The sequence below is a fragment of the Williamsia sp. genome, assembly GCF_016462415.1.
Taxonomy (GTDB): domain Bacteria; phylum Actinomycetota; class Actinomycetes; order Mycobacteriales; family Mycobacteriaceae; genus Williamsia_A.
In genome coordinates, this window is record NZ_JAEMTF010000002.1 from 56,007 (window position 1) to 78,705 (window position 22,699).

The 22,699-nt window shown below is 69.2% G+C and carries 18 protein-coding genes; all 18 read right to left on the reverse strand.

The window, feature by feature from the left end:
* Positions 1-15 precede the first annotated feature (15 nt).
* Positions 16-531, reverse strand: a complete 516-nt coding sequence (gene rimM / locus JHC79_RS00930) for a ribosome maturation factor RimM (protein WP_296387996.1) — start codon at positions 529-531, stop codon at positions 16-18.
* A 13-nt stretch (positions 532-544) separates the two neighbouring features.
* Positions 545-787 (reverse strand): RNA-binding protein, encoded by a 243-nt coding sequence (locus tag JHC79_RS00935; protein ID WP_188492127.1) that lies wholly within the window; start codon positions 785-787, stop codon positions 545-547.
* Positions 784-1,263: a 30S ribosomal protein S16 gene (gene rpsP / locus JHC79_RS00940; RefSeq protein ID WP_296387997.1), complete on the reverse strand. Its 480-nt coding sequence runs from the start codon at positions 1,261-1,263 to the stop codon at positions 784-786. Before rpsP ends, JHC79_RS00935 begins: the two co-directional genes overlap by 4 nt.
* Positions 1,264-1,422: 159 nt before the next feature.
* A complete protein-coding gene (locus JHC79_RS00945) occupies positions 1,423-2,511 on the reverse strand; it encodes an amidohydrolase family protein (RefSeq protein WP_296387998.1) in 1,089 nt (362 codons plus the stop codon).
* A 17-nt stretch (positions 2,512-2,528) separates the two neighbouring features.
* Positions 2,529-4,076, reverse strand: a complete 1,548-nt coding sequence (gene ffh, locus JHC79_RS00950; RefSeq protein ID WP_296387999.1) for a signal recognition particle protein — start codon at positions 4,074-4,076, stop codon at positions 2,529-2,531.
* 5 nt (positions 4,077-4,081) lie between these two features.
* Entirely contained in the window at positions 4,082-6,658 is a 2,577-nt protein-coding gene (locus tag JHC79_RS00955) for a [protein-PII] uridylyltransferase (RefSeq protein WP_296388000.1), read from the reverse strand.
* Between the two features lie 14 nt (positions 6,659-6,672).
* Positions 6,673-7,011: a P-II family nitrogen regulator gene (locus JHC79_RS00960; RefSeq protein WP_188492116.1), complete on the reverse strand. Its 339-nt coding sequence runs from the start codon at positions 7,009-7,011 to the stop codon at positions 6,673-6,675.
* Between the two features lie 4 nt (positions 7,012-7,015).
* Positions 7,016-8,398, reverse strand: coding sequence for an ammonium transporter (locus JHC79_RS00965; RefSeq protein WP_296388038.1), 1,383 nt, complete (start codon positions 8,396-8,398; stop codon positions 7,016-7,018).
* A gap of 224 nt (positions 8,399-8,622) precedes the next feature.
* Positions 8,623-10,062, reverse strand: coding sequence for a signal recognition particle-docking protein FtsY (ftsY, locus tag JHC79_RS00970; protein WP_296388001.1), 1,440 nt, complete (start codon positions 10,060-10,062; stop codon positions 8,623-8,625).
* Between the two features lie 72 nt (positions 10,063-10,134).
* On the reverse strand, positions 10,135-13,737 hold the full coding sequence (gene smc, locus JHC79_RS00975; protein ID WP_296388002.1) for a chromosome segregation protein SMC: 3,603 nt from the start codon (positions 13,735-13,737) through the stop codon (positions 10,135-10,137).
* 86 nt (positions 13,738-13,823) lie between these two features.
* Complete coding sequence (locus tag JHC79_RS00980) at positions 13,824-14,084, reverse strand: acylphosphatase (protein WP_296388003.1); 261 nt, start codon at positions 14,082-14,084, stop codon at positions 13,824-13,826.
* 26 nt (positions 14,085-14,110) lie between these two features.
* Positions 14,111-14,569: an OsmC family protein gene (locus tag JHC79_RS00985; RefSeq protein WP_296388004.1), complete on the reverse strand. Its 459-nt coding sequence runs from the start codon at positions 14,567-14,569 to the stop codon at positions 14,111-14,113.
* Between the two features lie 46 nt (positions 14,570-14,615).
* Complete coding sequence (locus tag JHC79_RS00990; protein ID WP_296388005.1) at positions 14,616-15,323, reverse strand: response regulator; 708 nt, start codon at positions 15,321-15,323, stop codon at positions 14,616-14,618.
* Positions 15,301-17,826, reverse strand: a complete 2,526-nt coding sequence (locus tag JHC79_RS00995; RefSeq protein ID WP_296388039.1) for a sensor histidine kinase KdpD — start codon at positions 17,824-17,826, stop codon at positions 15,301-15,303. The genes JHC79_RS00990 and JHC79_RS00995 overlap by 23 nt, the downstream gene beginning before the upstream one ends.
* Positions 17,827-17,934: 108 nt before the next feature.
* The gene (locus tag JHC79_RS01000) at positions 17,935-18,561 is read right to left on the reverse strand and encodes a potassium-transporting ATPase subunit C (protein WP_296388006.1); all 627 of its coding nucleotides are present in this window, start codon (positions 18,559-18,561) and stop codon (positions 17,935-17,937) included.
* Between the two features lie 6 nt (positions 18,562-18,567).
* On the reverse strand, positions 18,568-20,613 hold the full coding sequence (gene kdpB / locus JHC79_RS01005; protein ID WP_296388040.1) for a potassium-transporting ATPase subunit KdpB: 2,046 nt from the start codon (positions 20,611-20,613) through the stop codon (positions 18,568-18,570).
* A gap of 56 nt (positions 20,614-20,669) precedes the next feature.
* The gene (gene kdpA / locus JHC79_RS01010; protein ID WP_296388007.1) at positions 20,670-22,355 is read right to left on the reverse strand and encodes a potassium-transporting ATPase subunit KdpA; all 1,686 of its coding nucleotides are present in this window, start codon (positions 22,353-22,355) and stop codon (positions 20,670-20,672) included.
* A gap of 4 nt (positions 22,356-22,359) precedes the next feature.
* Positions 22,360-22,458: a potassium-transporting ATPase subunit F gene (locus tag JHC79_RS01015; protein ID WP_296388008.1), complete on the reverse strand. Its 99-nt coding sequence runs from the start codon at positions 22,456-22,458 to the stop codon at positions 22,360-22,362.
* Positions 22,459-22,699: the final 241 nt, after the last annotated feature.

A 22,699-nucleotide genomic window follows, 5' to 3' on the forward strand; every position in this document is an offset into this window, starting at 1 on the left:
TTTGAGCCGGACCGGTCACTGCAGGTCGAGCAGGCCGTCGGGCGGATCGATCTCGATGCCGTCGGGCGAGACGGTCGGGACGATGTCGGTCACGAACGGCACGAGGATCTCCCGACCACCCTCGGTGCGCACAACGAGGGTGTCGCCGCCGGGGAGGTGCAGGATCTCCGAGAGGATGCCGATGTCGTCACCGGTGACGGTCCGGACGCCGACCCCTTCGAGTTCGTGGTCGTAGAACTCGTCGGGGTCGGAGCCGGAATCGACTGTGGCGCTGTCGATCAGGAACAACACGCCACGCAGATCGTCGGCGGCGGACCGGTCGTCGACCCCGTCGAGCGTCAGCAGCAGACGACCGGAGTGCTCCCGCGCCCCGGTGACGGTGAAGTCGCGGTCGCCGCGTCCCTTGGGCAGGCGGCCGCGGAGCTGTGCACCGTCGGCGAACCGGTCGTCGGGGTCGTCGGTGCGGACGTCGACGACCAGTTCGCCTCGAACGCCATGGGCCTTGACGACCCGGCCGACGACGAGATCCATCGAGGGGATGCGATCAGCGATCGGTGTCGACGATGTCCAGGCGCAGACCGCGCCCACCGATGCCGGTGACCAGTGTGCGCAGAGCCGTGGCGGTGCGTCCGCCGCGGCCGATGACCTTGCCGAGGTCCTCGGGGTGCACGTGCACCTCGACGAGACGGCCCCGGCGTCCGGTGATCATGTCCACGCGGACCTCGTCCGGGTTCGCGACGATGCCGCGGACCAGGTGTTCGATCGCGTCGGCGACGACAGCGCTCACGCGTCCGCCTTGGCGGCGTCGCCGTCCGTGGTGGCCTCGGCCGCGGGCGCCTCGGTGGCGGCCGCGTCGTCCGCGGTGTCAGCCTTCTTGGCGGCCTTCTTCTTCGGGGTGGTCGCCTCGGCGGCCGGCTCGCTGTCGGCGGCGGCCAGCGCCGCGTTGAACAGGTCGAGCTTGCTGGTCTTGGGCTCCTTGACCTTGAGGGTGCCCTCGGTGCCCGGCAGGCCCTTGTGCTTCTGCCAGTCGCCGGTGATCTTCAGGATGGCCTCGACCGGCTCGGTCGGCTGTGCGCCGACACCCAGCCAGTACTGCGCGCGCTCGGAGTCGACCTCGATGAGGCTGGGCTCTTCCTTGGGGTGGTACTTGCCGATGGTCTCGATCGCACGACCGTTGCGACGGGTGCGGGCATCGGCGACGACGATGCGGTACTGCGGGTTGCGGATCTTGCCGAGGCGGGTGAGCTTGATCTTGACAGACATGTCTTCTCTTTCCAGTGGTCACGATGCAATTCAGCGACCCACCCGGTGTGGTGGGCCCGGTTTTGCGATGTCGATGGTGTGACCGTCGGGCGGCCGTGACCGCGTCCGACGAACCAGCAGCACATTCTGCCAGACGGCGCACCCGGAGACGAAATCCTTCTACAGGACGATGCCGCCGCAGACGACGACCGGATCGCGGAGGGTCTCCAGGTCGATCCGGGGATCCTCGCGCAGCACCAGGAAGTCGGCGCGGTCGCCCACGGCCAGCGCGCCGGCCCCGAGCCACGCCCGCGGCCGGTCGGTGGCCGCGGCCAGCGCCCCGGCGGCGTCGAATCCGATCCCCTGCAACGCGACCACCTCGTCGACGATCCGGCCGTGTTCGACGAAACCGCCCGCATCGGTGCCGGCGAAGATCGCGACCCCCGCCTCGCGGGCCGCGGAGAACACGTCGCGGGCGCCGTCGTACAGCGCACGCATGTGGGCCTGGTAGGTCGGGAACCGGTCGGCACCGTCGGCGATACCCGGGAAGTTGTCCACCTGGATCAACGTCGGCACCAGGCCGACCCCACGCGCCGCCATGATCGCGATGAGGTCGTCGGTGAGACCGGTGCCGTGTTCGATGCAGTCGACCCCGGCGTCGAGCAGCCCGGGCAGGGCGTCGGTGCCGAAGACGTGCGCGGTCACCCGGGCACCCTCGTCGTGCGCGGCGGCCACGGCGTCGGCGAGTTGGCGGTCGGTCCACAACGGGGCGAGGTCGCCGACCTCTCGGTCGATCCAGTCCCCCACGATCTTGACCCAACCGTCACCGTCGCGGGCCTGCCTGCGTACCTCGTCGGGCAGGTGGTCGGGGTCGTCGAGGTCGACCCCGTAGCCGCGGAGATAACGCTTGGGTCGGGCGATGTGTCGTCCCGCCCGGATGAACTGTGGGCTGCGCGGATCGGCGTCGAGGGGGTGGGTGTCCAGCGGTGACCCGACCTCGCGGATCAGCAGCGCTCCCGCTTTCGCGTCGGCACTGGCGAAGCCGCGCGCACGTTCGATGGTGACGCCGAGGCCGGGCGCGATGCCGACGTGATTGTGGGCGTCGACGAGCCCCGGGACGATCCACCCGGTGTCGGCGACGGTCTGCGCATCGGCAACGGGTCCGTCGACGATGCGGCCGCCGACGGCCCACAGCTCGACGTCACGATCATCGGAGGCCCCGTCGACACCGGGGACGCGTCCCCGGACGTGCAGCGCACCCGAGGTCATCGGTGCCGCATCTCGACTCAGCCGCGCTTCTTCGGCGGCTGGAACTGCGAGATGTCGATCCCCTCGAGTCCGGGCGGGATCTGATCGAGTCCGGCGGGCATGTTCGACAGGTCGGGGAACCCCGCGGGCATGCCGGGCATGCCGGTGCGGTTCTTGGGTGGCGTGGGTCCGCGGCCGCCCTTCTTCCCCTTCTTGCCCTTCTTGCGGTTGTTCCGGTTTCCGCCGGGCATCCCCATGCGGCCCGACATCTGCGACATCATCTTGCGTGCGTCGTAGAACCGGTCGACGAGTTGGTTGACCTCGCTGACCGCCACGCCGGAACCGTTGGCGATCCGCAGCCGACGTGAGGCGTTGATGATCTTCGGGTTGTCGCGCTCCGCGGGGGTCATACCGCGGATGATCGCCTGGACCCGGTCGAGTTGTTTGTCGTCGACCTGGCTCAGGGCGTCCTTCATCTGGCCCGCTCCGGGCAGCATGCCCAGCAGGTTCCCGATCGGACCCATCTTGCGGATCATCAGCATCTGCTCGAGGAAGTCCTCCAGCGTCAGCTCGCCCTGGGTGATCTTGGCCGCGGTCGCCTCGGCCTGTGCGACGTCCCAGTGCTCCTCGGCCTGCTCGATCAGCGAGAGCACATCGCCCATGCCGAGGATCCGGCTGGCCATACGGTCGGGGTGGAAGGTGTCGAACTCGTCGAGCTTCTCGCCCGACGACGCGAACATGATGGGTCGGCCGGTCACCTCACGGACCGACAGCGCGGCGCCACCACGGGCGTCACCGTCGAGCTTGGTCAGCACGACGCCGGTGAACCCGACCCCCTCGGCGAACGCCTCGGCGGTGGTCACCGCGTCCTGACCGATCATCGCGTCGACGACGAACAGGATCTCGTCGGGTTGCACGGCGTCGCGGATACCCGCGGCCTGCGCCATCAGCTCGGTGTCGATGCCGAGGCGGCCTGCGGTGTCGACGATGACGATGTCGTGTTGCTTCGATCGCGCCTCGGCGATACCGGCGCGGGCGACCTCGACGGGATCGGCCGCGCTGACGCCGAGTTCTCCCTCGCCCCCGATGGATGTTCCCGGGTGCGGCGCGAACACCGGGGTGTTGGCGCGTTCACCGACGATCTGCAGCTGGCTGACCGCGCCGGGTCGCTGGAGGTCGCAGGCCACCAGCAGTGGTGTGTGTCCCTGCTTCTTCAACCAGGCCGACAGCTTGCCCGCAAGGGTCGTCTTACCGGCACCCTGCAGACCCGCGAGCATGATGACCGTCGGCGGGGTCTTGGCGAAGTTGATGCGTCGCGTCTCGCCACCGAGGATGCCGATGAGCTCCTCGTTGACGATCTTGACGATCTGCTGCGCCGGGTTGAGTGCCCCCGACACCTCCGAGCCCTTCGCGCGCTCCTTGATCCGGGCGATGAAGCCACGCACCACCGGCAGCGACACGTCGGCGTCGAGCAGAGCGAGCCGGATCTCCCGGCAGGTGCGGTCGATGTCGGCGTCGGACAGCTTGCCCTTGCCGCGTAGGTCTTTGAGTGCCCCGGTCAACCGGTCGGACAGCGAATCGAACATGGGCCCTACCCTATCGGCACGCCGGAGGATCCCTGCTCGTCGTCGGTCTCCCGTGGGGGCTCCGGCGGGGGCACGACCCCGATGACGGCGTCGGCCAGCCGCGATCGCAGATCGGCGGAGTCCTCGCTCAGCCGCAGACCGAAGGTGTCGATGACCGTCCCGCCCATGGTCGCGACCGTGGCCCACTCGATCGCCACACCGTAGGACTCGATGACCGCCGACACCCGGCTGAGCAGACCCGAGCGGTCCGCCGCACGCAGTTCCAGGATGGTGCGCGGTGCACCGTCGCCGTCTGAGGCCGCCGAATCGATCCACAGCACGCGCGGCGGGGCGAGGGCGAACAGTGCGGGGACCGCGACGGGTGCACCGTCGGGGTCGTTGACCGGCGGCGGCGCGGTGGGGATGGGCGACTCCCGTTCCCGGGCGTCGATCCGGGCGAGGACGTCGATGGTGCCCGCGGTGGCCTGCAGCAACTGCTGACGCAGCAGACCGGCGTCGGGCGGATCGCCGAATGCGGGGATGACCATGAACGTGTCGACGACGCTGCCCGCGTGCGACTGCGCGGTCGCGCTGTGGCAGCGCAATCCGTTGAGCGCCAACACACCCGCCATCTTCGACAGGGCGCCGTCGGAGTCGGGGGCGATCATCGTGACCAGGTGGGTGTGCGCGTTCTCGGTGGGTGCGATGTCGACGAACACCCCGCCGGCCTCGGCCCGCGCCCGCTGCTCGTCGGTGAGCGGCTCGGGCGCCGGCAGCTCCTCGCCGTCCATCACCCGTAGGCAACGACGGACGAGTTCGCCGATCAACGACGCCTTCCAGTCCCCCCACACACCTGGCCCGGTGGCCAGGGAATCGGCCTCGGCCAGCGCGGCCAGCAACTCCAACAGCAGCCGGTCGCCGCCGAGGGCGTCGACGACGTCGCGGGTGGTCGCCGGGTCGTCGAGGTCGCGGCGGGTCGCGGTCGCCGGGAGCAACAGGTGGTGACGAACCATCGCCGACAGGGTCGCGACATCGTCGGGCCACAGTCCGAACCGGTTGCCGATCTGTGTGGCCAGCTCCGCACCGACCACGCTGTGGTCGGCCCCGCGTCCCTTGCCCAGGTCGTGGACCAGGGCGCCGAGCACGAGCAGGTCCGGCCGCGACACCCGCGTGGTCATGCGGGAGGCGTTGGCCGCGGTCTCGACGAGGTGACGGTCGACGGTCCAGGTGTGGATCGCGTCGCGTGGCGGCAGGTCGCGGACGGCTCCCCATTCGGGCAGCAGTCGGCCCCACAGACCGGTGCGGTCGAGGGCCTCGATCGGGGCGACCATGTGTCGGCCGGTACCCAGCAGCACCAGCAGGTCACTGAGGGCCTCCGACGGCCACGGCTCCCGCAGTTCGGGGGCGTAGTCGGCGAGGCGACTGAGGGTCGAGGCGCTGATCGGCAGTCCGGTGCGCGCCGAGGCCGAGGCCACCCGCAGGATCAGCCCGGGGTCCTTGCTCGGGATCGCGTTGCGCGCCAACACCACCTCGCCGGAGTGCTCGACGACCCCCTCGTCGAGGGGACGCCGCACGGGCGGACGGCGCAGCTTGGCCAGGCCCCGTCGGGGCAGCGCGTTGCCCGCGGTGCGCAGACCGACGTCGACGGAATAGCTGATGGTGCGGGCGCTGTCGCTGATGACGCGCGCCAGGTCGAAGCGGTCCCCGATGCGCAGGGCGGCGCCGATCTCGTCGGCGTCCTGCGCCCGCAGCTGTTCGCGCGGTCGCCCGGCGATCCGGTGCAGCTCGGTGCGGATGTCGAGCAGCCGCGTGTAGGCGACCTGCAGACCGGCACCCGGTGAGTCCGGACGCAGGTTGGCCATGCCGTCGGTGAGCTGGGCGATGGCCAGCGCACCGAGCATCTGCACGTCGCGGAGTCCGCCTCGACCGTTCTTCAGGTCGGGCTCGGCCCGGTGCGCGATGTCGCCGCTGCGGCGCCACCGGTCACCCGCCTGGTCGACCAGTTCGACGAACCGGTTGCGGATGTCGGCCCGCCATTGCCTGCGGACGCCGGTGATCAGCAGCTCGGTGAGCGACTCGTCGCCCGCGATGTGCCGCGCCTCGAGCAGGCCGAGGGCCGCACTCATGTCGGTCGCCGCGACCTGCAGCGCCTGCGGGACGGTGCGCACGCTGTGATCGAGCTTGATGTGGGCGTCCCACAGCGGATACCAGAGACCGTCGGCGACCTCGGAGACCACCGCCGGATCCATGTCGTCGTGCAGCAGGATCAGGTCGAGGTCGGAGTGCGGCAACAACTCCTGCCTGCCCAGGCCACCGACCGCGACGATGGCGAAGCCGCTGTCGGGCCGCACGCCGAGCTCGGCGCCCTTGGTGGTCAGCCAGAAGTCGTGCAGATCGACCATGACCTGACGCAGGGCCGGTGCGTCGGTGCGCTTGGCGCCGTCGGTACGGCGCAGGAGTTGTTTACGTGCCGCGACGAGATCGGTTGCGGCGGTGGGAGTTGTTCGGGACGGCGGAGGCCCCGCGCTCGACGTGTCGTCGGACGCGGGGCCTCCCCTGCGAGATTCACCGGATGAATCGTTCCCGCTGGTGACGAAAGGCACAGGTGCTTTCGTCTCTACAGCGCGTCCGAGCCGCGCTCGCCGGTGCGGACACGGACGACCGAGTCCACCGGCGACACCCAGACCTTGCCGTCACCGATCTTGCCGGTGCGTGCGGCCTCGACGATCACGTCGACGACCTTGTCCACGGCGCCGTCGTCGACGACGACCTCGACACGCACTTTGGGTACGAAGTCGACCGAGTACTCCGCACCGCGGTAGACCTCGGTGTGGCCCTTCTGGCGGCCGTAGCCCTGGACCTCGCTGACCGTCATACCGAGGACACCGGCCTGCTCGAGCCCGGCCTTGACGTCCTCCAGCGTGAACGGTTTGACGATTGCTGTGATCAGCTTCACTTGCTCATCCCTCCTTGCCAACAGCAACGGTGCTCTGGCTCAATGCGCTACTTCCGGAGCTTCCACCCAGAGCAGCGAAGTCGTAAGCGGATTCGGCGTGTTGCGACTCGTCTGCACCTTCGGCCTCACCCTCGGGGTCGATACGGAGACCGATGGTGTATTTGATGATCAGAGCAATTATGGCAGTAGCCACCGCGGAGTAGCCGAGCACGGCGAACGCACCGACTGCCTGACGCCACAGTTGGTCGACTCCGCCGCCGTAGAACAGGCCGTCGACCGCTGCCGGGGCCTGGTGTGTCGCAACGAGTCCGACCATCAACGTGCCGATGAGACCACCGACGAGGTGGACGCCGACGACGTCGAGCGAGTCGTCGAAACCGAGCTTGAACTTGAGGCCGACCGCGAGGGCACAGATCGCACCGGCGACGACACCGATGACCAGGGCGCCGAGCACGTTGACCGAGGAACACGACGGGGTGATCGCGACCAGGCCGGCGACGACACCGGAGGCACCGCCGAGTGAGGTGGCGTGGCCGTCACGGATGACCTCGACGACCAACCAGGCGAGCATCGCGGCGGCCGTGGCCACCGTCGTGGTCAGGAAGGTCGTGCCCGCGGTGCCGTTGGACGACGTCGCCGAACCCGCGTTGAATCCGTACCAGCCGAACCACAGGAGACCCGCGCCCAGCATCACGAACGGGAGGTTGTGCGGTCGCATCGCCGTCTTGGGCCACCCGCGACGCTTGCCGAGGATGATCGCGAGCACCAGGCCGGCGACACCGGCGTTGATGTGGACCGCGGTACCACCCGCGAAGTCGATCGCCTTGAGCTTGTTGGCGATCCAGCCGCCGTGCTCGCCGGTGTAACCGTCGAAGGCGAAGACCCAGTGCGCGACCGGGAAGTAGACGATGGTCGACCACAGGACCGTGAAGGCCGCCCAGGCACTGAACTTCATGCGGTCGGCGACCGCACCGGACACGAGGGCCACGGTGATGATCGCGAACATGAGCTGGAACACCACGAAGACCGAGAGAGGCAGGGTGCCGAACAGCGGGATGTTGATGGCATCCGACGCCTCGGTCCCACTCGCCGCATCCGCAGCCACGGCCGCGGCGCCGTTCCCGCCGATCACGCCCTTGAGCCCCAGATACTGCCCGGGATCACCGATGACGCCACCCTTGTCGTCGCCGAAGGCGAACGAGAAGCCGTACAGCGCCCAGAGCACGGTCACGATGCCCATGGCGGTGACGCTCATCATGATCATGTTGAGGACGTTCTTCGCGCGGACCATGCCGCCGTAGAAGAACGCCAGTCCCGGGGTCATCAGCAACACGAGCGCAGCGCTCGCGAGCATCCAGGCGGTGTCACCGGTATCCGGGACACCCATTACGGGGTAAGCCACCCTAAATCCTCCTCGATTTGTGCACCGCGACGAGGCGCCGCGGCTCCGATCTGCGAGAAGGTTCCTATCCGGATGTTTCAGCGATGGCGATTACATGTTTCGCGAGCGTGAACGGATCGGCCTCATATATTTCGTCCAGGTATCGCCCCAGGTCAGAAAACCCCTACGCAAGGCAAATCACCGTGAACCCGGCGAATCGGACAGCCGGTTCAGCCCAGCAGTGCGTCGACGAAGGCGCCGGGTTCGAACGGTGCGAGGTCGTCGGCGCCCTCCCCCAGTCCGACGAGCTTCACCGGGACGCCGAGCTCGTGTTGGACATGGAAGACGATGCCGCCCTTCGCGGTGCCGTCGAGCTTGGTGAGCACCACCCCGGTGATGTCGACGACGTCGGCGAACACCTTCGCCTGTGCCATGCCGTTCTGCCCGGTCGTGGCGTCGAGGACGAGCAACACCTCGTCGACCTTCGTCTTCTTCTCGATGACGCGCTTGACCTTGCCCAGTTCGTCCATCAGACCGGTCTTGGTGTGCAGGCGCCCTGCGGTGTCGATGACGACGACATCGACGCCGTCGGCGACGCCTGCAGCAACGGCGTCGAACGCCACCGAGGCCGGGTCGGCACCCTCACGACCGCGGACGACGGTCGCGCCGACGCGTTCACCCCAGGTCTGCAGCTGATCGGCGGCGGCGGCGCGGAACGTGTCCGCCGCACCGAGGACGACACGGCGGCCGTCGGCGACCAACACACGGGCGAGCTTGCCGACCGTGGTGGTCTTGCCGGTGCCGTTGACGCCCACGACGAGCAACACCGCGGGGGTGTCGGCGTGCGGCAGGGCGTGCACCGACCGGTCGAGGTCGGGCAGCAACGCGGCGATGAGCACCGAGCGCAACAGTTCGCGGACCTCCGCGGCGCTGCGGACGTCGGCGGTGGCCAGTTCGGCCCGCAGTCGGTCGACGACGGCGGTCGTGGTGGCACTGCCGAGGTCGGCGGTGAGCAGGGTGTCCTCGACCTCCTCCCACGAGTCCTCGTCGAGGTCGCCGCCACCGAGCAGACCGAGCACGCCCTTGCCGAACACACCCTGTGACCGGGCGAGACGTCCCCGCAGCCGGTGCAGGCGGCCGTCGACCGGGGCGATCTCGTCGATCCGGACCGGTGCCGGCGCCTCGGTGAGGCCGGAGAGATCATCGGGCACGGCGGTCCCGGCCTCGTCGACCTCGGCGTCGGTGTCGGGATCCTGCGGGGTCGCAGGTGGGTCGTAGAGGTCGGGATCGGGCAGCGACAGGTCTTTCATCGAGCGTTGCGCAGAATCCCGCGGGATCGCGGCGTCGTCACCGACACCGGGTTGACCGTCGGTCTCGGTGCGCTCGGGCAGATCCGCCCACTCGCCACGGTCGGAGGCCGTGGGCTTCTCGCCCGGGGCGGGTGCCGTCGGCGTCGCCGCGACTCCCCCACCCTGGCTGAAGTTGAAGCCACCACCGGCGGTGTACCCGCCGGACCGGTCGACCTCGCGGGGGCCGGCCTGCGCGGGATCGCCTGCGGTGTCACGCAGCGAGATCCGCCTCCGGCGGGCACGGACGAGACCGACGACGAGTACGAGCAACGCGACCACGACGACGGCCACGACGATGCCGATGATGATTTCCGGTTCCACGATCGCCATTGTGTCAGGCGGGTGTGGTCGGTCCCCTCGGACCGCGACCCCACGGCGACGACGACCTGTCGCTCAGGCGGAGACGTCCACCCCGCGCAGCCGTTGTGAGATCACCGTGGTGATGCCGTCACCCTGCATGCTCACGCCGTAGAGCGCATCGGCGATCTCCATGGTGGGCTTCTGGTGGGTGATGACGATGAGCTGTGAGCGCTCACGCAGCTGTTCGAACAGCCGGATCAGGCGACGCAGGTTGGTGTCGTCGAGCGCGGCCTCGACCTCGTCCATCACGTAGAACGGCGAGGGCCGCGCGCGGAAGATCGCGACCAGCATGGCCACCGCGGTCAGCGACTTCTCGCCACCGGAGAGCAGGGACAGCCGTTTGACCTTCTTACCCGGCGGCCTGGCCTCGACCTCGATGCCGGTGGTCAGCATGTTCGCCGGATCGGTCAGGAAGAGCCGTCCCTCGCCACCGGGGAACAGGGTCGTGAAGACCTCGGCGAACTCGCGTTCGACGTCGGCATAGGCCTCGCTGAACACCTGCAGGATCTTCGCGTCGACGTCCTCCACGACCTCGAGCAGGTCCCGCCGGGCGCTGCGGACGTCCTCGAGCTGCGTGGACAGGAAGGTGTAGCGCTCTTCGAGGGCGGCGAACTCCTCGAGGGCCAGCGGGTTCACCTTGCCCAGCGTGTTCAGGTCGCGTTGGGCGCGCTTCGCGCGCGCCTCCTGGGTCGCGCGGTTGTAGCGCAGTGGCGTGGGGGCGACGACGATCTCCCCGCGCTCGACCGCCTGGTGGTATTCGGCCATCTCCAGCTCGCTGGGAGGCATCTCGACATCCGGACCGTACTCGGTGACGAGGTCCTCCAGCCCGATCGCGTAGGTCGACGAGATCTGTTCCTCGAGCTGCTCGACCCGCAACGCCGCCTGCGCACCCGCCACCTCGTCGCGGTGCAGCTCGTCGCGCAGGCGGGTCATCGTCGTCGTCAGCTCGCCGACGCGTCGGCGGACGGCGTCGAGCTGGGCCGACCGTTCGGTCCGTGCCGTCTCGAGTTCGTCGCGGGCGGTCTGCGCCTGCGCGACGGCGTCGACGAGTCGTTCGGAGATCTCGTCGGCCGCGGCGACCACCGCGTGGGCGACCTCGGCGGCGTGGGCGCGCGCCCGGTTCTGTCGTTCGGCCCGAGCCCGGGAATCCCGCTCGGACGCCGCGGCGCGGCGCAGCGAGTCGGCACGGCCCCGGACCGACGCGAGTCGTTCCTCGGCGGTGCGCAGGGTCAACCGCGCGTCGGTCTCGGCCGCGCGGGCCATCGACACCGCGGCGACCGCCGCGACGCGCTCGGTGTCGGCACCCTCGTCGCCGTCGTCGGAGTCGTCGGGCCGGGCGCGTGCGGCGCGGAGCCGGTCCTCCATCTCCGCCAGTTCGGCGAGGGTCGCCGCACGCCCGGACTCGACACCGGCGCGCTGTGCGGTCAGACGATTCGCCTCGTCGCGCGCGGCGCGGGCGGTCTGCCCCAGGCGGGCCAGCTGTTCGTAGACCGCCCCGACGGCGGCGTCGGACTCGTGCAGGGCGGCCAGGGCGTCGTCAGCCGACTGACGTCGGCTCTCCTGCTCGGCCAGCGCCCCGGACAACGCGGCGCTGACCTGCTCGCGCTTGTGTTGCTCGATCACCAGATCAGCCTTGGCCGAGTCGATGTCGGCCTGTACCTCGAGGGTCGACGGACGACGGTCGGAGCCGCCGCTGATCCAGCCCGGTCCCAGGACGTCGCCGTCGAGGGTGACGACGTCGAGGCGGTGTCCCCGCTCGCGCGCGTCGCGGGCTACGGTCTCGGCGATGGTGTCGTCGTCGGCGATCACGGTCTCGGCGAGCAGCAACGACACCGCGCCGCGAAGGTCGTCGGGCGCCGAGACGACCTGCGACGCCCACCGTGCACCGTGGGGCAGCGCGCCCCGTTCGGCGTGCGCGGGGGCGGACAGTCCACCGATCATCAGTGCGGCGCGCCCACCGTCGGCGGACTTCAACGCCGACAACGCCGTTCGCGCGGCCGAGAGGTCCGCGGCGGCGACCGCGTCGACCGCCGGGCCCAGTGCGGCGGCGATGGCGGCCTCGAACCCGGCGTCGACATCGAGCAGATCGACCAGCGAGCCCAGCAGTCCGTCGACCCCGTTGGACAGCAGCCAGGCGCCGCCGTCCTTGCGGTGCAGACCCGTCGTCAGCGCCTCGATACGTGCGGTCAGCGACGCGACCCTCTGCTCACCGGTGCGTTCGGCGGTCTGCAGTTCGGCGACCCGCTCGTTGGCGTGGTTGAGCGCGACGACACTGCGCTCGTGGTGCTCGTCGAGACCGAGTTCGCCGGCGTCGAGGTCGGCGACGGTGGCCGAGACGGCGTCGAACTCCGCCTGGGCCTCCTCGGCCCGAAGGGTGGCGTCAGCGATCGCGGAGGACAGACGAGCAGCCTCGGCGTCGGTCGATTCGGCGCGTGTCGTGAGGTTGGTGACCTGGCCCTCGAGGCGAACGAGCCCTTCCCGCCGGTCGGCCACCGCGCGTACGGCGTCCATGTGCGCCTTCTCCGCCGCGGCGGCGGCGGATTCCGCTCCCGAGAGCGCACCGCGGGTGGCCTCGAGGGCCGCGTCGGCGGTGACGACGGCCTCGTCGAGCATGGCCTCCTGTTCGGCGGCCGCCTCGGCCTGCATCTCGAGCTCGTCGGGGTCGCGACCGTTCTCCGAGACGACCGGCTGGGACAGGTGGCGGGTGCGTTCGGCGGCGACCCGGCGGGTGGCGTCGACCCGTTCGGCCAACGCCGACAACCGGAACCAGGACGCGGCGGCGGACTGGGCCGCGGGCACGATCGCGGCGACGTCGGCCTCGTGTCGGTTCATCTCCGCGGTCGCGGTGTCGAGTTCGGCGGCGACGAGGTCGGACTGCTCACGGATGGCGGCCTCGACGGCGCTCTGATCGGCCATGGCGCCGCGCAACGTCACGAGGTCGTCGGCGGCCAGACGCAGTCGGGCGTCGCGGAGATCGGCCTGGACCGTCTGCGCCCGGCGGGCGACCTCGGCCTGTCGCCCGAGCGGCTTGAGCTGGCGGCGCAGTTCGTCGGTGAGGTCACCGAGACGTGCGAGGTTGGCCTGCATCGACTCGAGCTTGCGGACCGCTTTTTCTTTGCGTTTGCGGTGTTTGAGGACGCCCGCGGCCTCCTCGATGAACGCGCGGCGGTCCTCGGGACGGGACTCGAGGATGGCCGAGAGACGTCCCTGTCCGACGATGACGTGCATCTCACGGCCGATGCCGGAGTCGCTGAGCAGCTCCTGGACGTCCATCAGACGACACGAGCTGCCGTTGATCTCGTATTCGCCGGCGCCGTCGCGGAACATGCGGCGGGTGACCGAGACCTCGGAGTAGTCGATCGGGAGCGCACCGTCGGCGTTGTCGATGGTCAGCGTGACCTCGGCCCGACCCAGCGGGGGCCGACCGGAGGTTCCGGCGAAGATGACGTCATCCATCTTCCCGCCGCGCAGCGCCTTGGCGCCCTGCTCACCCATCACCCAGCTCAGCGCGTCCACCACGTTGGACTTGCCGGAGCCGTTCGGTCCGACGACACAGGTGATCCCCGGTTCGAACTTCAGGGTGGTGGCCGACGCGAAGGACTTGAATCCCTTCAGCGTCAGGCTCTTGAGGTGCACGACGGTAGAGATTACCCATGCGGTGCGACGGTCATCACCACTCGTGGTCAGCGCGGGTGTTCCGACGGTGTTCACCGCGGTGTCGCTCAGCGTTCCGCGAACCCCGTCAGGTCGCCCACGGGTGCGCCGAACTCCTCGACGACGAGGTCGACCGAGCCCGGTGTGGTGCCGCCGCGCAGCAGTTCGAGCAGGCGGCGCACGTTCGTCTCGGTCCCCTCGGCGACGACCAGGACGCGTCCGTCGGCCTGGTTGGCGGCGTAACCGACGAGGCCGAGTTCGAGCGCCCGCGACCGCGTCCACCATCGGAAGCCGACACCCTGGACGTGGCCGTGCACCCACGCGGTCAAGCGAGTGAGAGGGACCGGTGGCCCGCTCACCGGGACTCGATCGACAAACCGACCTCGGTGCCGGCCTTCAGGGTGCGACCCACCGTGCAGGCCGCGTCGACCGCGCGTTCGACCACCACGAGCAGTCGCTTCGCGGTGTCCGCGTCGAGGGCGGACAGGTCGAGTTCGAGGACCTCGTCGAGGCGGGGATAGACCTCGTTGTCCCGGTCCGCGGCACCGCTGACCCGCACCGTCGCGTCGTAGTCGTCACCGAGGCGGCGCGACAGCGGCGCGTCCGAGCTCATGCCGGTGCACGCGCCGAGGGCGATCTTGAGCAGTTCGCCGGGGGTGAACACGCCCTCGACGTCCTCGGAACCCACGAGCACCTCCGCTCCGCGGGAGCTCCGCCCCGTGTAGCGGCGGGTCCCGGTGCGCTCGACCCACAGTCGCGTCGCCCCGGACGCGTCCGGAGCTGTCTGGTCGGTGCTGTCTGCGCTGGTCGTCATAGGACGATTGAACACCGCCACCGGGGAACGCATTCCGCCGTACGGGTCAGCGGACGAAGCGGTACCCCATGCCCGCCTCGGTGAGCAGATGCGTCGGATGGGCGGGATCGGACTCCAGTTTGCGGCGCAGGCCGGCGAGATACACACGCAGATAATGGGTCTGCGACCCGTACGACGGGCCCCACACCTCGTGCAGCAGCTCGCGCTGTCCGACGAGTTTGCCCTCGTTGCGGACCAACATCTCCAGCACGCCCCACTCGGTCGGGGTGAGGTGGACGTCGGTGCCGTCGCGCCGGACGAGCTTGGCCCGAAGGTCGACGACGAACGTCCCCGCGTCGACGACCGGTTCCTCCAGGCCCGGCGTCGGCGCACTCGCGCGACGGACCGCGGCTCGCAACCGCGCCAGGAGTTCCTCCATGCCAAAGGGTTTGGTGACGTAGTCGTCGGCGCCGGCGTCGAGGGCCTGCACCTTGTCGGCCGCATCGGTGCGGGCCGACAGGACGATCACCGGAACGGTGGTCCACCCGCGCAGACCGGAGAGCACCTCGAAACCGTCGATGTCGGGCAACCCGAGGTCGAGGACGACGACCTGCGGATTGGTCTGCGCGGCGGCACGCAACGCGCCCGCGCCGGTCGAGGCGGTGGTCACCTCGAAACCGCGGGCCTTGAGGTTGATCCGCAGGGCACGCAGGATCTGCGGTTCGTCGTCGACGACGAGGACCCGCACGTGCTCATCGGTCTGTGGTTGCGACACCGTCGGCTCCTTCGGTGGGATCGGGATCGGCGGGCAGGTCGACCACGAGGGTCAGCCCGCCGCCGGGGGTGTCGTGTGCGTCGAGGGATCCCCCCATGGCCTCGGTGAACCCCTGCGCCACCGATAGTCCCAGACCGACACCGGAACTCGCGTTCTGGTCGCCGAGCCGGTGGAACGCCGCGAAGATCTGCTCTCGGTCGTGCGGTCGGATCCCCTCGCCGTGGTCGACGACCCCGATCAGCACCCGCCGGGGGTCGGTGGCGGTGACCTCGGCGGTCACCTGCACCGGCCCGTCGCCGCCATGCCGCAGGCCGTTGTCGATGAGATTGGCCAGGACGCGTTCGAGCAGAACGGAATCGGCGTGCACGGCGATGTCGCGGACGCCGATCTCGACGCGGTTGACCTGGCGGATGTCGTAGGTCGACATGCCGACGAGGACGCGACCGACGACCTCGGCGAGGTAGACCGTCCGCATCTGCGGACGCACCACCCCGGCGGCCAGGCGTGAGGAGTCCAGCAGGTTGCCGACCAATGCCGAGAGGTGGTCGGTCGACTCCTCGATGGTGGCCAACAGCTCGGCGGTGTCCTCGGCGGAGAACGAGACATCGGTGCTGCGCAGGCTCGAGGCGGCCGCCTTGACCGCGGCGAGCGGGGTCCGCAGGTCGTGACTCACCGCCGACAGCAGAGCGCGGCGCAACCGGTCGGTCTCGGCAAGCGCCTTCGCATTCGATGCCTCCTCGGCCAGCCGCCGCCGTTCGACGACGCCGGCAGCCTGCGCGGCGACCGCGGACAGGACCCGTCGGTCGCGACCCCCGACCGACGGACCACGGAGCAGGAGCACGAACGGTCCGGACGGGACGGTGCACACGGTGTCGGCCGCACCGGGGTTCGTGGGCGGGTCGGTCCCCACGGCGTTCTCCACCACGGGCACCGAGGTGCCGTCGTCGATCCGGACAACCGACACCGCCCGCTGATCGAACGTGGTCCGCACCAGCTCGAGCAGGGAGTCGAGGCTCTGACCGCTGAGCACCGCACCCGCGAAGGTGGCCAGGAGTTCGGCCTCCCCCGCCGCACGGGTCGCCTCACGACGGCGCACCGTCGCCGAGTCGACCAGCGCGGCGACCGCGATGGCGATCAGCAGCATCACCACGATGGTGGAAAGGTTCTCGACGCTGTCGATCGTGAACGTGTAGCGCGGATCGGTGAAGAAGAAATTCAGCAATAGCCCCGACGTGATCGCCGTCAGCGCAGCCGGGCCGACACCACCGAGCATGGAGATCGCGAGCACGACGACGAAGAACACGGCGGTCTCGCTGGCGAAACCGAGCCACCGGTCGAGGCCGAACAGCGCCGCCGCGGCCGCGCAGGGCACCACCACGGCCAACACCCAGCTCAGAGGACGATGGAGGCGGGTCTCGCGGATGTCGAGCGGGTTGCGATGTCGCTCCTGGTCGTGGGTGACCATGTGCACGTCGATCTTTCCCGACATCCGCACCACGCTGGCGCCGGTTCCCTCGGAGAACAGTCGCTGCCATCGGGTCCGTCGTGACGTCCCCATCACCAGTTGGGTCGCGTTGACCCCGCGGGCGAAGTCGAGCAGCGTCTCCGGGATCGAATCGCCGACGGCGGTGTGGATCCTGGCGTTGAAACCGGCGGCCAGGTCCGAGAGCGACGGCATCTCGCCGGAGAGCCGGTCGAGCAGGCCGTCGCCGCGTACCACGTGCACCGCGATCAACTCGGCGCTCGATCGCGATGCGATGCGGCTGGCCCGGCGCAGCAGGGTCGCCGACTCCGGCCCACCGGTGACGGCCACGACAACCCGTTCGCGGGTCTCCCAGGTGTCGGTGATGGCGTGCTCGGCGCGGTAGTCCGCCAGCGAGTCGTCCACCCGGTCGGCGAGCCACAGCAGCGCCAACTCACGCAGGGCGGTGAGATTGCCCTGCCGGAAGTAGTTGACGAGCGCGCCCTGGATCCGCTCGCCCGGATAGACCTTGCCCGCGGAGAGACGCCGGCGCAGTGCTTCCGGGGCGATGTCGACCAGCTCGATCTGATCGGCCGCCCGCACCACGTCATCGGGGACCGTCTCGCGCTGCGTCACCCCGGTGATCTGCGCGACGACATCGTTCAGGCTCTCGAGGTGCTGGATGTTGACGGTGGAGAGCACGCTGATCCCGGCGTCGAGGATGTCGCGGATGTCCTCCCACCGTTTGGCGTTGGCACCGCCGGGTGCATTGCTGTGGGCGAGTTCGTCGACCAGCACCACGTCGGGCGCGCGCTCAAGCACCGCCGTCAGATCGAGTTCGTCGAGCACCGTGCCGCGGTACTCCACCGCGGTGGTCGGGATGGTCTCGATGCCCTCGAGCATCCACGCCGTGGCCGTGCGGCCGTGGGTCTCGACGATCGCCGCAACGACGTCGGCGCCCTCGGCCGCGAGGGTCTTGGCCTGCGCCAACATCTCATAGGTCTTACCCACACCGGGGGCGCATCCGAGGAAGATCTGCAGCGTTCCGCGCCGGTCGGCCGGTTCGGTCCCGCGCGCAGCGTGCTCCGACGGTTCAGGGGGTCGGGTGGTGGCCACATCCCGATCCTTCTCCTGCTCCACGACCGTTCGCTACCCGCACCCCGGTGCCGTGAGGCCGAGGTCGATGTTGACCTCGAGCACATTGACACGTGCCTGCCCCAGGAACCCGAGCTGACGTCCCGACGTGTGCTTGTCGATGATCGCCCGCACATCGGCGATCGACTTCCCGTTGACCCGCGCGAGACGCGGGATCTGCAGCGCCGCATAGGCCTCACTGATGTCGGGGTCGAGGCCGGAGCCCGAGCCCGTCACCGCGTCGACCGGGACCGACGAGGGTGCGACGCCCTCGCGCGTGGCGATCGCGGCGCGCCGTGCCGTGATGTTCTCGGCGAGCAGTTCGCTGTTGGGGCCCTGCTGGCTCGCTGCCGACCCCGACGGATCGCCGGGAGCGAACGGATCATCGGCCGAACCGACCACACGCGAGTGGAGGTACGGATCCGGCGATCCTTCCGGCGCCTTCAGGTCGATGCCCAGCAGCGACGAGCCGACCGGACATCCCTTGGCGTCGGTGACCTTCGAGCCCTCGGCCGACGTACTGCTGATCCGCGAGATACCCCACACCGCGGCCGGATACGCCGCTCCGAGGACGACGGTGAGACCGATGAGCACGGCCAGGCCGACCACGGCCTGACGGAGAACCTGTTTGATGATCAACACGGCTGACTACCCCATTCCCGGGAGAAAACGTACGACGAGGTCGATCAGCCAGATGCCGATGAACGGCGAGACCACTCCACCGACCCCATAGATGAGCAGGTTGCGGCCGAGCAGCTTCGACGCCGAACTCGGCCGGTAGCGAACCCCCTTCAGCGACAGCGGGATCAGCGCAACGATGATCAGCGCGTTGAAGATGACCGCAGAGGTGATCGCGGATTCCGCCGAGTGCAGCCGCATCACGTTCAGGTCGTCGAGTTGTGGATAGATGCCACTGAACAGTGCAGGCAGGATCGCGAAGTACTTGGCCAGGTCGTTGGCCAGCGAGAACGTGGTCAGCGCGCCGCGGGTGATCAACAACTGTTTGCCGATCGCGACGACGTCGATCAGCTTCGTCGGGTCGGAGTCGAGATCGACCATGTTGCCCGCCTCCTTCGCCGCCGACGTGCCGGTGTTCATCGCCAGGCCCACGTCGGCCTGTGCGAGCGCAGGAGCATCGTTGGTGCCGTCGCCGGTCATCGCGACCAGCCGTCCCCCGGACTGCTCGGTCTTGATGAGCGCGAGCTTGTCCTCCGGGGTGGCTTCGGAGATGAAGTCGTCGACGCCGGCCTCGGCGGCGATCGCGGCCGCGGTGCGCGGGTTGTCACCGGTGACCATCACCGTGCGGATCCCCATCGCGCGCAGTTGTGCGAACCGTTCGGCGATACCGGGTTTCACGACGTCGGACAGCGCGATGACGCCGAGGATCCGTACCGGTGCCGCGCCGGCGCGATCCGCGACCACCAACGGGGTGCCGCCGCCCGCGGCGATCTCGTCGACCGCACGGGTCACGGCCCCGTCGACCTGCGTGCCACCCTCCCGTGCCCAGCGGATCGCCGCGTCGGCCGCGCCCTTGCGGATGGCGAGATCGCCCTCCTCGGGGAGATCGAGCCCACTCATCCGGGTCTGAGCGGTGAATGGCACGATGGTCGCCGAGCCGGGTGCGGGTCGGAGCTCATCGACGTCGATGCCGTAGCGCTCGCGGCAGAGGTCGATGATGCTGCGCCCCTCCGGGGTGTCGTCGCCGAGGCTGGAACGACAGGCGGCACGGGCGATGTCGTCGGTGCTGACACCCGGAGCGGGCACCAGAGCGGTCGCCCGCCGGTTACCGAACGTGATCGTTCCGGTCTTGTCCATCAGCAGGGTGTCGATGTCGCCGGCGGCCTCGACCGCGCGGCCGGACATGGCGAGCACGTTGCGTTGCACCAGCCGGTCCATGCCCGCGATGCCGATCGACGACAGCAGTGCACCGATCGTGGTGGGGATGAGGCAGACGAGCAGCGCGATCAGTTTCACCGGATCGGGAGTCGAACCGGCGTACTGCTGCATCGGGCCCACCGCGACCACAGCCAGCAAGAAGATGATGGTGAGGCTCGCCAGCAGGATGTCCAGAGCGATCTCGTTGGGCGTCTTCTTACGCGAGGCGCCCTCGACGAGCGCGATCATCCGGTCGACGAAGGATTCCCCCGGCGAGGTGGTGATCTTCACGACGATCTTGTCCGAGAGCACCACGGTTCCACCGGTCACCGCCGAGCGGTCACCGCCGGATTCGCGGATCACCGGCGCGGATTCACCGGTGATCGCCGATTCGTCGACGGTGGCGATGCCCTCGACGACGTCGCCGTCGCCGGCGATCACCTCGCCTGCCTCGACGACGATGCGGTCGCCGATCACCAGGTCACCACCGGGCACCTCGGTGATCTCACCCTCGGCGCCCAGCCGTCGGGCCATCGTGTCGCGCTTGACCTTTCGCAGGCTGGCGGCCTGCGCCTTGCCACGTCCCTCGGCAACGGCCTCGGCCAGGTTCGCGAACAGGGACGTGAACCACAGCCAGAACGCGATCGCCCACGAGAACCATGACGGCTGGTAGATCGCGAGGGCAGTGGTCACGATCGCACCCAGGTAGACGACGAACATCACCGGGTTGCGGGCCTGATCCCGCGGGGTCAGCTTGCGTACGGCTTCCGGCAGTGACTTGATCAGCTGCGACGGCGAGAACGCGCCGCTGCCCGCCATGTCGTCGGAGGCGGTGGTCGGTTCACTGACGTCCGGGGTCGGTGAGTCGGTGATGGTCATGCGAGCGCCTCCGCGATCGGTCCCAGCGCGAGCGCGGGGAAAAACGTCAATCCGGCGACCAGCAACACGGTGCCGGTCAGGAGACCCGCGTACAGCGGGCCGTGGGTGGGCAGAGTCGCGCTCGACACCGGTTTCGTCTTCTGCTTGGCCAGCAGACCGGCCAGGGCGAGGGTGAAGATGATCGGCAGGAACCGGCCGAAGAGCATGGCGACGCCGAGCGAGACCTGGAACCAGTCACTGGTCACCGTCAAACCGCCGAACGCGCTGCCGTTGTTGTTCGCCGCCGAGGCGAATGCGTAGAGCACCTCGGAGTAGCCGTGGATCGACCCGGGGGAACCCGGATCACCGCTGTTGCCCTGAAATGTCGTGGTCGAGGGCAGGATCGCGGTGATCGCCGTGCCGATGAGCACCAGGGCGGGCATCACCAGGATCGACAGCGCAGCCATGGTGATCTCCCGCTGACCGATCTTCTTGCCCAGGAACTCCGGGGTCCGGCCGACGAGAAGTCCGCCGACGAACACCGCGATGATGGCGAGCACGAGCATGCCGTAGAGCCCGGTACCGACGCCGCCGGGGGCCACCTCTCCCAGGAGCATGTTCCAGATCAGGGCACCGCCGCCGGCTGCCGAGAAGCTGTCGTGTTGGGCGTTGACCGCGCCGGTGGACGTCCCGGTGGTCGCGGTGGCGAACAGCACCGACGCCGGGATCCCGAACCGCTGCTCCTTGCCCTCCATCATCCCGCCGGCGGCCCTGGCGGCCAGTCCGTTGGTGCGTTCCTCGAAGGCCCAGGTGATGGACAGGATGATCGCGAAGAGTGCGGTCATCACACCGAGGATGGTGAAACCCTGGCGACGGTCGCCGACCATGGTCGCGTAGGTGCGGGTGAGGCAGACCGGGATGAGCAGGATCGCGATGATCTGGGCGATGTTGCTCAGCGGGGTGGGGTTCTCGAACGGGTGCGCGGAGTTGGTGGCCAGCGAGCCACCGCCGTTCGTGCCGAGTTCCTTGATGGCCTCCTGGGAGGCGAAGGGACCGAGCACGCCGTGGCCGGTCGTCCCGTCGAGTCCGGTGAAGTCGAAACCCGATCGGAACGACTGGACGACTCCCTGGGTCAGGAAGATGATCGCGAACACGATGCTGAGCGGCAACAGGATTCGGATGGTCCCGCGCACCAGGTCGACCCAGAAGTTGCCCAGCTCACCGGTGGACACCCGCGAGATGATGCCGCGGATGAGTGCGATCGCCACGGCGAGTCCGACCGCAGCGGAGAGGAAGTTCTGCACCGCGAGACCGCCGGCCTGGGTCAGGTTCCCCATCACGGCTTCCGGTGAATACGACTGCCAGTTGGTGTTGGTCACGAACGAGACCGCGGTGTTGAACGCCATCGCCCCCGGCACCGCCGACCGTCCACCGGACATCGGCAGGTGCTCCTGCACACGTTGCAGCACGTACAGGAAGAGCACGCTGACGAATGAGAAACCCAGCAGCGCGGCGGCGTAGCCGACCCATGTCTGTTGGCGGGTCGAATCGACCCGCACGATGCGGTAGAACCACCGCTCGGGAGCCAGATCGCGGGCGCCGGAGAAGACCCGGGCCATGTAGTCGCCGAGCGGGACGTAGGCCAGCGCAAGGATGATGACCACCACACCGATCTGGAGTGTGGCGGCGAGAGCGGGATTCACTGTGTCAGAACCTCTCCGGGAAGACGAGGGCCGAGAGGAGGTAGATCGCGACCGCCGCCGCGATCACGAGCAGGATGACGTTGACGGTCCCCGACGCGGTCATCGCGACATCCTGCTCGACACAGCGCGCAACACCAGGGCGCAGGCCAGGAAAAGCCCCATGATGGTGAGCACGAATATCAGGTCCGTCACGCGATCTCCTACCGGTTCGAGAGTCGGACACTTCGATGGTCCGACCTGCGACTGCGATCGTGGCCCAGGAATCAGTCCGCTACGGCGGCATTAACGCAGTCTCGACGCTCTCACCTGCGGTCTTAACGGCATTCATGCGCCGCGAAAGCGGA

What these genes read in the sequence shown, in the direction of transcription:
- JHC79_RS00985 (WP_296388004.1), bottom strand. Translation starts at nt 14,569, where the DNA reads ATGACGACCAGCGCAGACAGCACCGACCAGACAGCTCCGGACGCGTCC.
- JHC79_RS01015 (WP_296388008.1), bottom strand. Translation starts at nt 22,458, where the DNA reads ATGACCGCGTCGGGGACCGTCAACGTCATCCTGCTCGTGATCGCGGCG.
- rpsP (WP_296387997.1), bottom strand. Translation starts at nt 1,263, where the DNA reads ATGTCTGTCAAGATCAAGCTCACCCGCCTCGGCAAGATCCGCAACCCG.
- kdpB (WP_296388040.1), bottom strand. Translation starts at nt 20,613, where the DNA reads ATGGCGGGCAGCGGCGCGTTCTCGCCGTCGCAGCTGATCAAGTCACTG.
- JHC79_RS00965 (WP_296388038.1), bottom strand. Translation starts at nt 8,398, where the DNA reads ATGGGTGTCCCGGATACCGGTGACACCGCCTGGATGCTCGCGAGCGCT.
- rimM (WP_296387996.1), bottom strand. Translation starts at nt 531, where the DNA reads ATGGATCTCGTCGTCGGCCGGGTCGTCAAGGCCCATGGCGTTCGAGGC.
- JHC79_RS00945 (WP_296387998.1), bottom strand. Translation starts at nt 2,511, where the DNA reads ATGACCTCGGGTGCGCTGCACGTCCGGGGACGCGTCCCCGGTGTCGAC.
- ffh (WP_296387999.1), bottom strand. Translation starts at nt 4,076, where the DNA reads ATGTTCGATTCGCTGTCCGACCGGTTGACCGGGGCACTCAAAGACCTA.